14 protein-coding genes are annotated in these 11,661 nt (G+C 40.4%); all 14 read right to left on the bottom strand.

The window, feature by feature from the left end:
- Positions 1–20: 20 nt before the first annotated feature.
- The 14 genes from abc-f to secY all read right to left on the bottom strand — a co-directional run bounded on the left by abc-f (position 21) and on the right by secY (position 11,660).
- Positions 21–1,715, bottom strand: coding sequence for a ribosomal protection-like ABC-F family protein (abc-f, locus tag BC008_RS22125; RefSeq protein ID WP_027843036.1), 1,695 nt, complete (start codon positions 1,713–1,715; stop codon positions 21–23).
- 411 nt (positions 1,716–2,126) lie between these two features.
- Positions 2,127–3,230 carry a peptide chain release factor 1 gene (gene prfA, locus BC008_RS22120; protein ID WP_027843037.1) on the bottom strand — a complete coding sequence of 368 codons (1,104 nt, stop codon included), beginning with the start codon at positions 3,228–3,230 and terminating at the stop codon, positions 2,127–2,129.
- A gap of 99 nt (positions 3,231–3,329) precedes the next feature.
- The gene (rpmE, locus tag BC008_RS22115; protein WP_027843038.1) at positions 3,330–3,575 is read right to left on the bottom strand and encodes a 50S ribosomal protein L31; all 246 of its coding nucleotides are present in this window, start codon (positions 3,573–3,575) and stop codon (positions 3,330–3,332) included.
- 148 nt (positions 3,576–3,723) lie between these two features.
- Positions 3,724–4,143 (bottom strand): 30S ribosomal protein S9, encoded by a 420-nt coding sequence (rpsI, locus tag BC008_RS22110; protein ID WP_027843039.1) that lies wholly within the window; start codon positions 4,141–4,143, stop codon positions 3,724–3,726.
- Positions 4,143–4,601, bottom strand: a complete 459-nt coding sequence (rplM, locus tag BC008_RS22105) for a 50S ribosomal protein L13 (protein ID WP_027843040.1) — start codon at positions 4,599–4,601, stop codon at positions 4,143–4,145. Before rplM ends, rpsI begins: the two co-directional genes overlap by 1 nt.
- Positions 4,602–4,841: 240 nt before the next feature.
- Positions 4,842–5,693 (bottom strand): tRNA pseudouridine(38-40) synthase TruA, encoded by an 852-nt coding sequence (gene truA / locus BC008_RS22100; protein WP_027843041.1) that lies wholly within the window; start codon positions 5,691–5,693, stop codon positions 4,842–4,844.
- A gap of 339 nt (positions 5,694–6,032) precedes the next feature.
- Positions 6,033–6,383, bottom strand: a complete 351-nt coding sequence (gene rplQ, locus BC008_RS22095; protein ID WP_027843042.1) for a 50S ribosomal protein L17 — start codon at positions 6,381–6,383, stop codon at positions 6,033–6,035.
- Positions 6,384–6,499: 116 nt separating this feature from the next.
- Positions 6,500–7,447 (bottom strand): DNA-directed RNA polymerase subunit alpha, encoded by a 948-nt coding sequence (locus BC008_RS22090; RefSeq protein WP_027843043.1) that lies wholly within the window; start codon positions 7,445–7,447, stop codon positions 6,500–6,502.
- Between the two features lie 680 nt (positions 7,448–8,127).
- Positions 8,128–8,523, bottom strand: a complete 396-nt coding sequence (gene rpsK, locus BC008_RS22085; protein ID WP_027843044.1) for a 30S ribosomal protein S11 — start codon at positions 8,521–8,523, stop codon at positions 8,128–8,130.
- Positions 8,524–8,581: 58 nt separating this feature from the next.
- The gene (gene rpsM, locus BC008_RS22080) at positions 8,582–8,962 is read right to left on the bottom strand and encodes a 30S ribosomal protein S13 (protein ID WP_027843045.1); all 381 of its coding nucleotides are present in this window, start codon (positions 8,960–8,962) and stop codon (positions 8,582–8,584) included.
- 124 nt (positions 8,963–9,086) lie between these two features.
- Positions 9,087–9,200 (bottom strand): 50S ribosomal protein L36, encoded by a 114-nt coding sequence (gene rpmJ, locus BC008_RS46655; protein ID WP_072207745.1) that lies wholly within the window; start codon positions 9,198–9,200, stop codon positions 9,087–9,089.
- Between the two features lie 123 nt (positions 9,201–9,323).
- Positions 9,324–9,548 carry a translation initiation factor IF-1 gene (gene infA, locus BC008_RS22075; protein WP_006196724.1) on the bottom strand — a complete coding sequence of 75 codons (225 nt, stop codon included), beginning with the start codon at positions 9,546–9,548 and terminating at the stop codon, positions 9,324–9,326.
- Between the two features lie 214 nt (positions 9,549–9,762).
- Positions 9,763–10,323 (bottom strand): adenylate kinase, encoded by a 561-nt coding sequence (locus BC008_RS22070; RefSeq protein ID WP_027843046.1) that lies wholly within the window; start codon positions 10,321–10,323, stop codon positions 9,763–9,765.
- A complete protein-coding gene (gene secY / locus BC008_RS22065; RefSeq protein WP_027843047.1) occupies positions 10,323–11,660 on the bottom strand; it encodes a preprotein translocase subunit SecY in 1,338 nt (445 codons plus the stop codon). The genes BC008_RS22070 and secY overlap by 1 nt, the downstream gene beginning before the upstream one ends.
- Position 11,661: the final 1 nt, after the last annotated feature.

Raw genomic sequence — 11,661 nt, 5'->3', positions numbered from 1 at the left:
CTACTTGACAATAAAGCAGTTTATTTCTTTTTCGCCGCTGCTTTAGCTGCTTTAGCTGCTTTTTTAGCTGCTTTTTGGGCTGCAATTGCTGCTAATCTTGCTTGCTCTTTTTCCTCGGCAATTTTCTCTAAGTAATAGTTATAATCTCCCAAATAAACACGGAATTCCCCGTCACGAATTTCCACAATTTTATTAGCGACCTGGGATATAAAATAACGGTCGTGGGAAACAACAATTACTGTGCCATCATAATTTTGGATGGCTGATTCGAGCATTTCTTTGGCGGGAATATCTAGGTGGTTAGTAGGCTCATCAAGCATCAATAAGTTTACTGGGCACAAGAGCATTTTTGCTAGTGCTAAACGGGCTTTTTCACCTCCACTGAGGGCTGAAACTGCTTTAAAAACTGTATCGCCAGTAAACAAAAATCTTCCCAAAAGAGTCCGGACTTCTTCATTTTTCCAATCAGGAACTTCATCATGGATCGTTTCCATGACAGTTTTGTTTAAATCTAAAGCTTCAGCTTGATTTTGTTCGAAGTAACCGGGGATCACGTTATGCTCGCCCAATTTGACAGAACCATCTGTAGGTTTTTCTATACCCGCTATCATCCGTAGAAGGGTTGATTTACCGGCACCATTAGGACCTAAAATTGCAATGCGATCGCCCCTTTCTATAAGTAAGTTGCCTCCCAAGAATAAAATCTTGTCATCATATTCATGGGTCAGTTCAGTAATTTTAATTACTTCCCTGCCACTACGGGGAGCATCTGGGAAACGAAATTGGAGAGTTTTGAGATTACTTGTTGGGGCTTCAATACGTTCAATTTTATCTAGTTGTTTTTCTCGGCTTTTTGCTTGGGTACTGCGGGTTGCACTAGCCCGAAATTTTTCTACAAAAGCCTGTTGCTTCTCTAATTCTTTCTGTTGACGTTCAAATGCACTTTGTTGTGCTGCTTGGTTTTCAAATTTCTGTTCTAGGTAACGGGAGTAGTTACCCAAATATGTGGTGGAGACACCTCGTTCTGTTTCCACAATTTGAGTGCAAAGGCGATCCAAAAATTCCCGGTCGTGGGATACTATCACCATTGGCGTAGTTAAACCTTTAAGATAGTTTTCTAACCACTCAATGGTTTCTAAGTCTAAATGGTTCGTCGGTTCGTCTAATAGTAATACATCTGGCTTTTGCAACATGATCTTGCCCAAACTCATGCGCATCTGCCAACCACCACTAAATGCGCTTACGAGACGCTCCCCATCTCCACTTTCAAAGCCAATTTCTGGTAGTATCTTATCTATACGCGCTTCTAGAGCATAACCGTCCAGTGCTTCAAATTGTCTTTGCAAGCGATCCATCTGCTTGAGTAGTTTATCCAGTTCAGAAGGATCTGCTGTTTCCATATCTCGGTGTACAGTCGCCAAAGATTCATTAACTGTGTTCGCTTCACCAAAAGCTCGCCATAATTCTTCTTTGACTGTACGACTGGGGTCAACTTCAAATTCTTGATTGAGATAAGCAATATGCAAGCTGGAAGGACGAATTATTTCTCCCTGGGTGGGTTCAATCTCTCCAGTAATAATCTTTAACTGTGTTGATTTACCCGCACCATTTACGCCAACCAAACCAATGCGATCGCCAACTTTAACTTCCCAATTAACATCCTTGAGAACTTCGCCAGTTGGATAAATTTTACTGATATGTTCTAGTCTCAGCATTAAGTATCTCCAAGGTAAGGGATGGTTACAAAGGTGAAAAGATGGTTTATCGTGTCCAATCTTAACAAAATTTAACTACCTTTTCCCTATAAAAAATTCCTTGAAGTACCCAAAAATTTTTTGAAATTAAAAGACAAGCAAAAAATACAACTAATTTTGTAGAGTAATTGTACTTTTTAAGACTTTATGCTCAAACAAATGATAAATTAGCAGAAAGGAGTATATTTTGGAATTAAATAGAGGTTAATGAATAATTAACAATTACCAATTACCAATTACCAATTACCAATTACCTCTAGATAAAATTTTAGTTTATGAAAGAAAATATTTAATTAAAAGGGGGATATCAATAGGAAATTACAAATTATTTACTATAAATTTGTCCTAACCGCTCCCTATCCCCAATTAAAGTTAATTTCCTGCTGCTGTGGAAGCAGCCAATTCTGCTAAACGTTCTTGTTGATCTTGGGATATACAATCTTGAATAACAGGTTCTAAATCACCTTCTAAGGCTGAATTCAAGGAATAATTTTGACTTAAACGGTGGTCAGTAACACGATTGTCTTTATAGTTGTAAGTGCGAATTTTTTCCGAACGAGAACCGGTACCAACCTGGGAACGACGCATAGAAGTAACCGCTTCTTGTTGTTCCCTTAATTTCATCTCATACAATTTTGCACGAAGGATTTGTAGCGCTCTTTCTTTGTTTTGTAATTGGCTACGTTCTTCCGTACAAAAAATTCGAATACCAGTTGGTTTATGGAATAAGTCAACCGCCGTTTCCACTTTGTTAACGTTTTGTCCGCCAGCACCACCAGAACGAGCCGTAGACATTTCATAATCTTTGGGATCGATATGAATTTCTACATCGTCAACTTCCGGCATTACTGCTACTGTTGCAGTGGAAGTATGAACCCTTCCGCCAGCTTCAGTAACTGGTACCCGTTGTACTCGATGTACTCCCGCCTCAAATTTTAATTTGCTGTAAACACTATCGCCTTGAATCTCCAGAACAGCTTCTTTAAAACCGCCCATTTCAGCGACAGATTCACTAACTAATTTGACTTTCCAACCTTGGCTGCCAGAATAACGCTCGTACATCCGTACTAAATCGGCTGCCCAGATGCTAGCTTCTTCACCACCAGTTCCGGCACGAATTTCCAACATGATATTTTTATCATCGTTGGGATCGCGGGGAAGTAGCAATATTTTCAGACGCTCTTCTAAGTCTTCTAGCTTTTGTTCGAGTTCTTTTACTTCCAGAGCCGCCATTTCTTGCATTTCTGGATCCCCTTGGGTTTCTTTCAAAACCTCCCGAGCACCTGTTAACTCTTCTTGAGAATTTTTCCAGATTTCGTAGGTATTGACGACTTCTTCTAGCCCAGAACGAGATTTTGCTACTTTTTGAAATTCATCAGGATTCCTTGCTGTATCCGGATCTGCAAGGCGACGAGTTAATTCATTAAAAGTTTCTTCTACTGATTTGAGTTTCTCCAGTAAATATTTTTCAGCCATGACGAGTACTTTCGCTCCTAAAAAATAACAAGTTGGCAAAAAACTATAAAACGGACTCAGAAGACTGAGCCGTCCAGAAAGCTTATTTGTGCCAACCAGCTATTTTTGTTCTTCTTCTTTTTTGCCGGAGCGTCTTCCTTGTAACATACCGTATTTACGACGGAAGCGTTCTACTCGACCTTCAGTATCGATAATCTTTTGTGTTCCGGTGTAGAAAGGGTGGTTTCCAGACCAAACATCTACGTGTAATTCTGGCTTAGTGGAACCGACAGTCATTACAACTTCGCCGTTACAATATACTTTGGCTTCGGGGTACCACTCGGGATGAATATCAGGTCTTGCCATTGCTTTGCTTGCAATTAATCTATATAAATTATAACTTTCAGACTTTTTGGTGATGTAAATTTTAGATTTAAGATTTTACGATTTCGGTTCATTGTTCGCGAAACAAGCACCCAAAATCAAAAACCCAAAATCCAAAAATCCATCTATACTAACGTTTGGAGTACTGAGGAGCTTTCCGTGCTTTGTGCAAACCGTACTTTTTCCGCTCTTTAGAACGTGGGTCGCGGGTAAGATAACCTTCTGTTTTTAAAGGAGAACGGTTTTCTGGATCTAACTGACATAAAGCCCGTGCAACTCCTAAACGTACTGCATCAGACTGTCCGGTTAAACCACCGCCTTCAGCTTTGACTAAAATGTCATACTCGTTTTCTAGACCAAGAGTTTCTAGGGGAGCTTTAATGATTCCCAAATAACTAGCATTGAATTGGAAATACAAGTCTCCAGGCTTACCATTAACGATTAATTTTCCTTCACCAGGAACTAAACGTACTCTAGCTACTGCGGATTTACGACGTCCTGTTCCCCAGTAAACAGCACGACCATCATCTTTTTTATCTACTGCTTGCATTATTTATTTGCTCCTGGAATAGTGTTAATTTTTAACTCTTTTGGTTTTTGCGCCGCATGGGGGTGAGTAGGTCCAGCATAAACATTGAGTTTGGTAAATAAATGCCGTCCCATTTTGTTTTTAGGTAACATTCCTTTTACTGCATGCTCGATAATTCTCTCAGGTAAACGCCCTTGGAGGTGAGCAAAAGTTTCAGTTTTCATCCCACCAGGACGACCTGAATGACGGCGATACAGTTTTTGACTTGGCTTTTTACCGGTAACTAAAACTTTTTCAGCATTAATTACGATCACAAAATCCCCGGTATCCATATGTGGAGTAAACTGAGGTTTGTTTTTGCCCCGAAGGATTGTCGCAATTTCAGTTGCTAGCCGACCTAGACGTTGCTCTGCAGCATCTATTACGTACCATTCACGTTCTATGTCTTGAGGAGGAAGATATGTTTTAGTCTGAGTCATGGATTTTGCTGTTTTGCGGTTAATAGTTACTACTCGAACTTAATCGTTCATGAATAACATTATGATCGTTAGGTCTACAATTTAATAATTTGAATTTTATGTCCAAGGATTTCTTGGAAAACTTTACTTATTGCTTGAATTACTTATAAATCTAAACTTTACTAAGTTTTGAAACTTTTAGGATTATCCAAAATTTAAGGATATCGAAAATTTCAGTTCCTTCAATCAAGAATACTTCTACTAAACAGTTATTTCTTCAGATATATAAGTTGGTAAAAGAAATTTAGGTTGGGTATCAAACCAAATTTCTGGAGGAAAGGGAAAATTTTCGTAGCCTACTCTAAGCAAACATAAACCTTGGGCTGGAGCTGCGTACCTAACTTCTTGACGACGCTGATTTTTCCATATATCAGTAAAATTAGCTAGGCTTCTTTCACCGGAACCTACCTCTACAAGCATACCGACCAACAGTCGCACCATACCATATAAAAACCCATCGGCTTGGATCTCTATATGAACGAATGGATCGTTTCGATAACATTGTACGGCTTGAACATTAACCCAAGAGTGAGCTCTTTTTGAACCAGCTCTTTGGAAAGCACCCAAGTCGTGATATCCCACCAGAGTATCTAAAGCCGCTTGGATTAAATTCTCATCAAGGGGATAGTGATAATAGTGCCAGCTCAAGGGTCGTGCAAATAAATTTGGGCGAGCTTGGGTATACAGAGTATAACGATATCTCCTGTAGGTTGCGCTAAAGCGAGCATGCCAGTCTTGGTCTACATTCGCCGAGGCTCGAACTAATATATCTTGAGGTAAATAACTATTCAGAACGTTTGCCCATCGGTGACCGGGGATTCTACTGTTAACGTTAAAATGAGCCACCATTGCTGCTGCATGTACCCCAGAGTCAGTTCTACCCGCACCATGAAGGGTTACAGATTCCCCAACAATTGTTGATATGGCTTTTTCAATCTCTTCCTGGATGCTGATGTGATGAGGTTGCCTTTGCCAACCGTGAAAATGAGTGCCCAGGTATTGAATTACCAAGGCAACTCTCTGACTCAGTTGTGAGTTTTGGCATTCTGACATCTAATCAACCATGGATTTTCTCAGTCATTACGTCGTTTGTTGTTGATTGCAAGTCACGGCTAATGTGAATTAAATTCAGCCTTGTAATATCAAGGGTTTCAAGAACTGGCTTAAATCAAGTTTGTGATTATTATCACGAATTTACTTTATTTCAGCTTCTAATTCACATAAAGCGTAAGTCATAATTCACGATTCAAGAATCTTTTTTTAATATCTTGAATTCCGATTCTCGACTCTCGTACAGACCTAGCATGCTACATCTATACAATTATGACTCCCGTACAGATGTAACATTCTACATCTGCGACTCCTGACTTCAACAACGTCCAATGCAGCAACTTAAACTAGCTCAAGAATTGCCATTTCGGCATTATCCCCACGACGGGGTATAGTATGCAAGATACGAGTGTAACCACCACTACGCCCAGAATATCGATCAGGAGCTTGTTCAAATAGTGCTTGAACTAGTTCTTTGTCGTACAAATAACCTAAAGCTTTACGACGTGCTGCAAGAGAACCATCTTTTGCTAAGGTGATCATTTTATCTACTTCCGATCTAACTACCTTGGCTCGGGGTAAGGTAGTGGTAATCCGTCCATGACGAATAACTTCAGTCGCAAGGGCTCGCAATAGAGCGCGACGTTGGTCAGCTGGCTTGCTGAGTTTTTTAACCCGACAACGGTGACGCATAACAATAAACTGATGGATTGTGATATGGGATAAAAATGAATATTTGACTTGCTCGATGCTAATTGCCAATAGCTAATAGTTTTCGTTATCTACTCGCAATTAGCTACAAGCCAATTTCAGGTATGTTTAGAACTTCTTTCTGGAGGTAAAGTAATTCCCAAACGTCTTTGCAGGGCTTCCACAACTTCTTCAGCTGACTTCTGACCAAAGTTCTTAATTTCCAATAGGTCTTCTTGAGTATAATCAAGCAAGTCTGCTACTGAGTTAACCTGTGCCCGCTTCAGACAGTTATAAGCCCTAACAGAAAGCTGCAATTCTTCTATTGGAATTTGAGCGGTAGGATCGTCTGGAATATCGGAGGTAGTATCTGTTGGTTCCAAGGAAATATCTTTCAATGGATTAAACAAATCTACTAGTAGACCGGCGGCAGAGGATAATGCTTCTTGGGGAGTCAGACTACCATTTGTCCAGATTTCTAACAGTAATCTGTCTTTTGGTATCCCGCTTTCTCCACGGGCTTCTTCCACACTATAGTTAACTTTTTTGACCGGCATAAATACCGAGTCAATTTGCATAAAGTCTAGGGATGTCGCTTCTTCGCGACCCCGTTCTACACTGCGATAACCTTTACCATTTTCAATCCTAAATTCCATCTCCAATTTTGCTCCCTCTGCTAAGGTTGCAACATATTGGGTGGGGTCGATTGTATCTACTTCACCTGGTAGATCGAAGTGTGCTGATGTAACTGTTGTCGGACCATTGACAACTAATCTACCAATCTGAGGTTGGGGAGAATAGCTCTTGAGAATTATTTCCTTCATATTCATGAGGATTTCGAGCACATCTTCCCTGACTCCAGGTACGGTGGCAAATTCGTGGGTTACGCCCGCGATACGAACAGCTGTTACAGCTGTTCCTTCAAGGTTAGAAAGTAAAATTCGTCTGAGAGCATTACCGACAGTTATTCCCTGACCTCGCTCCAGAGGTTCTAAGACAAATTTACTATAATTATTCCGAATTTCTTCAGAAATAGATTCTACACATTCAATTTGAAACTGCGCCACGGAGTAGCCTCCCTCGTTTAAAGGTTCTGCTAGCAGGGTTTTAGATACCTGCTGTCAAATGTTTGCACTCTATTTGTTTATCGTTGATTCAACTTACTGTGATCGCCTTCAGATTAAGTAAGTTAAGATGCTCGTATACAAATAGCAGGCACTTAATTTATTTTTCGTTCTTTGAAGATAGAAAACTTCTTGGCAAAAAGCTTTTAAGCTGAATCTATGAGAAGTTATGAAGCTTCGCTAAACTACTTTTGTGGCTGTTACGTCAAAGTTAAACGGACAGTCACTATGTGAGTGAGGAGAACCGAAAAGGCAAATGCAAACGGCAAATATTCCACTTTCTAAAGCTTTGTCGCCGACATTGCTTGACAATAGCCGGATAGTTTATTTGTTGGTAAATCATACAAATACCTGCAACATACAGATATACGGCGACACCAAACTTTGTTTAGGATAAAAACCCCACTATGACAAAGAGAAATAAATAATATTCTGTTTCCTAGGGAGGTTCGCTTCGTCCTAGCTCCCACACTTGATGTTGCACATTGAGCGCGATAAATTCTTTACAGAATCTAATTTAGATAAATTTAATCTTGGATGAAATTAATTTTGGATTAGGTTGAATTTGATTCAAATTATTTGATTCAAAATTAAACTTTCATAATTCACCCCATACACTATATCTAAACTCGACGGCGCTTCGGTGGACGACAACCATTATGAGGGATAGGTGTAATATCTCTGATTAACGTAATTTCTAATCCTGCACCTTGCAGAGCTCGGATTGCAGTTTCTCTACCTGCTCCTGGACCGCTAACCATTACTTCGATTTGACGCATCCCTTGGTCCATCGCACGACGCGCTGCACTTTCTGCTGCAGTTTGAGCGGCAAAGGGAGTACCTTTTTTTGCCCCTTTAAAGCCACTTGAACCTGCACTAGCCCAAGAGATCACATCTCCGTTTTGATCGGTAATGGTGACAATGCTATTGTTGAAAGTAGACTGGATGTAGGCCATCCCATTGGGTACGTTGCGCTTTTGCTTTTTACTGCCGCCTTTTTTGTGTGTTGGTTTAGCCATATTAGTTTATATGAATAAAGGTAAAGTAACTTGCCAGGTAGACAAGTTTTGGTAATTTCTATTTACCTGGTGCTTTTTTCTTGCCTGCTACTGTTTGTCTCCGACCGCGACGGGTTCTGGCATTAGTACGAGTCCTCTGTCCCCTTACTGGTAAACCCATTCTGTGGCGACGTCCTCTGTAGGTTCCAATATCGGCTAAGCGTTTGATATTCATCGCTTCCCAACGCCTTAAGTCACCTTCAACCTGATAGTTGCTTTCTACTTCGGCGCGTAAGGCTGCAACATCGCGATCATTTAACTCTTTAACACGGGTGTCTGGATTTACCCCTGTAGCTGCTAAAATTTTCTTCGAGCTTTGTAAACCGATTCCAAAAATATAAGTCAGACCAATTTCTATACGCTTGTCGCGTGGTAGGTCTACTCCGGCAATACGTGCCATTGGGCAGTCTCCCTAATAGTTTTCCTAGACAGTTAGTGTGTATGTAACTTGGGTAATTTTTGTATTGTGCTGGCCAGTATTTTCAGGGAAAATAAATAACTTATTCCCACTTACCTCCAAACTTTTATCCCTGACGTTGTTTGTGTTTGGGGTTGGGACAAATTACCATGACTCGACCGCGACGACGAATTACTGTGCACTTTTCACAGATCTTCTTAACTGAGGCTCTTACTTTCATTTGCCGATTTTTTAGACTCCAAATCCAAATATTAAATTATAACATTTATTGAAATTTTATTCAGTTAATTTTCTGAACATTACCACTAAAAAATGGCTTTATGGTAAAATATAGAACATGAAGCTACTTTTTACGCAAGCGGTAAGTGATTCTACCTTTGCTTAAGTCATAGGGCGTTAACTCTACTTTGACGCGATCGCCAGGTAAGATTTTGATATAGTTCCGGCGAATTTTTCCGGAAATGTGGGCTAGCACATTAAATCCGTTATCCAAATCCACACGAAACATGGCATTGGGTAGTGATTCGGTTACTGTGCCTTCCATTTCAATTAAGTCTTGTTTGGACAACTTACTTATTCCTCAACTCAGTGAAAGAGATTTATATTTAGATTTTTCGACTACAGCTACCAGCGGCAGCTAAACATATTTTTGATAATATATCAACAGTTTATTAATATATCTTATTCAAAAGTTAAATGCACCCCAGAAAAAAATAGAGGTCAGGAGTAGAAGGTGTCGGTGTAGGTTAAAGACACTGAAACTACCCCAACCTCCCAAACTATTAGTCAGCAGAAGCTATCGCTTCTTCCAGTTCAGTTGTGACATCTTCAAGAGACTGGTTACCATTTACCACCACAAGCTGGTTTCTAGTGCAATAATAGTCAATCAACGGTGAAGTTTCCGAACGATAAATTTGCAGACGGCGACGAATTACATCTTCTGTATCGTCTTTACGTCCTCTTTGAAGTAAGCGTTCAATAACAACTTCATCAGGTACGTCCAAATTGACTACTCTCTCTCCCCCCTGACTGAGGTTTTGCAGTAATTTCTCTAAAAAAGCTGCTTGCACAACGGTACGCGGAAAGCCGTCAAGTATCCAGCCAGACTTGGTGTCACTTTGGTTTAACCGCTCTTCTACCATTGCTTCTACTAGGCGATCTGGAACCAATTCTCCTTTATCCATATAAGTTTGAGCTTCAATACCCAAAGGAGTTTGTTCGCTTAATGCCTGACGCAGAATGTCACCTGTAGAGATATGAGGAATATTCCAATGTTTTGCTAGTGCCTTAGCTTGCGTACCTTTTCCAGCCCCAGGTGGTCCCAAGAAGATTATTCTCGTCACTATTGTTTCACCATTCCTTCGTAGCGCTGGGATATAACATAAGTCTGAATTTGCTTAGATGTATCGATAGCTACGCCAACTAATATCAGTAAAGAAGTTGCACCTAGACCTCTAAAGGTAGGTACATTGAGAGCCCTTTCTACTGCTGTGGGAATAATTGCAATAAATCCCAAGAAAACAGCACCTAAAAGAGTTAGTCTATTTAAAACACGCTCAATATATTCACTAGTTGCTTTACCAGGGCGAATGCCAGGAATACTAGAACCCATTTTTTTCAAGTTTTGAGCCACATCTACCGGGTTGACAATCAACGAAGAATAGAAGTAACTAAAGAAAACAATGGAAACAAAATAAACTAGCGCGTAGACCCAAGAACCACTACCTGAAGGGTTTAAGTAAGTATTGACAATCCGAGAATAATCCGCATTTCTAATGAATTGTCCTACTACTATGGGTAAACTCAAAATAGCGGTAGCAAAAATAATTGGCATTACGCCACCTTGGTTCAGTCTCAAGGGAAGAAAGCTTCTTTGCTCAGCAAATACGCGTCTACCGACTTGACGACGAGCAGAGATAATTGGAATCCGACGCATCCCCTCTTGGACAAATACAATTCCAACGGTAGTGAACAAAAATAGAAGTAACAGTACGATCACGCGACCCACTGTTTCTCGGTTACTGTTCTGCACGAAGTCAATTGTATCCCCTAGGGATCTTGGCAGAGAGGCAACAATGTTGGTGAAAATCAACAAGGAAGCACCATTACCAATTCCCCTTTCTGTAATGAGTTCCGAAGCCCACATGACAAACATCGAACCTGCTGTCAGTGCTAGTGCGGTTTGAGCAATAAAGAATATTCCCGCCCCATGTCCGCCTTGTTCTGGAGTTAAAGCAAACCTATTCAGGAAAAATGCAGAAATACTGGTACTTTGAAAAATTGCTCCACCCAAAGCCACATAGCGGGTAATTTGGGAAATTTTTCGCCGCCCAGCTTCGCCTTCGTTTTTTTGTAAATTTTCTAAAGCAGGGATTGCAGCTGTTAGTAATTGAATGATAATTGAGGCATTAATATAAGGCAAAATACCTAAGGAGAAGACTCCCACAGCGGAAAGTCCACCACCGGTAAAGATATCTAGCAAGCCGAATATCTGATTATTACCGCTAGATACAGCAGCAGCGATGGCACCTCGGTCAATGCCTGGAATGGGTAAATAAATACCCAAACGAATCAACATTAAAATACCAAGAGTGACAAGCAGCCGACCTCTAAGCCCAGCTGCTTGTGCCATCTGCATAAAGGTTTCTTGAGCCGTTGGGGCTTTATCTCGACCGATCATA

The sequence above is a fragment of the Mastigocoleus testarum BC008 genome (assembly GCF_001456025.1).
GTDB lineage: Bacteria > Cyanobacteriota > Cyanobacteriia > Cyanobacteriales > Nostocaceae > Mastigocoleus > Mastigocoleus testarum.
This window is presented reverse-complemented; position numbering and strand designations above follow the sequence as displayed.

Bases quoted from the DNA above. Each gene is read 5' to 3' on its own strand.
- rpmJ (WP_072207745.1), bottom strand. From the start codon at position 9,200: ATGAAAGTAAGAGCCTCAGTTAAGAAGATCTGTGAAAAGTGCACAGTA.
- rplM (WP_027843040.1), bottom strand. From the start codon at position 4,601: ATGACTCAGACTAAAACATATCTTCCTCCTCAAGACATAGAACGTGAA.
- truA (WP_027843041.1), bottom strand. From the start codon at position 5,693: ATGTCAGAATGCCAAAACTCACAACTGAGTCAGAGAGTTGCCTTGGTA.
- secY (WP_027843047.1), bottom strand. From the start codon at position 11,660: ATGATCGGTCGAGATAAAGCCCCAACGGCTCAAGAAACCTTTATGCAG.
- rpmE (WP_027843038.1), bottom strand. From the start codon at position 3,575: ATGGCAAGACCTGATATTCATCCCGAGTGGTACCCCGAAGCCAAAGTA.
- rpsM (WP_027843045.1), bottom strand. From the start codon at position 8,962: ATGGCACGTATTGCCGGAGTAGACCTACCACGCGACAAGCGTATAGAA.
- rpsK (WP_027843044.1), bottom strand. From the start codon at position 8,523: ATGGCTAAACCAACACACAAAAAAGGCGGCAGTAAAAAGCAAAAGCGC.
- abc-f (WP_027843036.1), bottom strand. From the start codon at position 1,715: ATGCTGAGACTAGAACATATCAGTAAAATTTATCCAACTGGCGAAGTT.
- rplQ (WP_027843042.1), bottom strand. From the start codon at position 6,383: ATGCGTCACCGTTGTCGGGTTAAAAAACTCAGCAAGCCAGCTGACCAA.
- prfA (WP_027843037.1), bottom strand. From the start codon at position 3,230: ATGGCTGAAAAATATTTACTGGAGAAACTCAAATCAGTAGAAGAAACT.
- rpsI (WP_027843039.1), bottom strand. From the start codon at position 4,143: ATGCAAGCAGTAGATAAAAAAGATGATGGTCGTGCTGTTTACTGGGGA.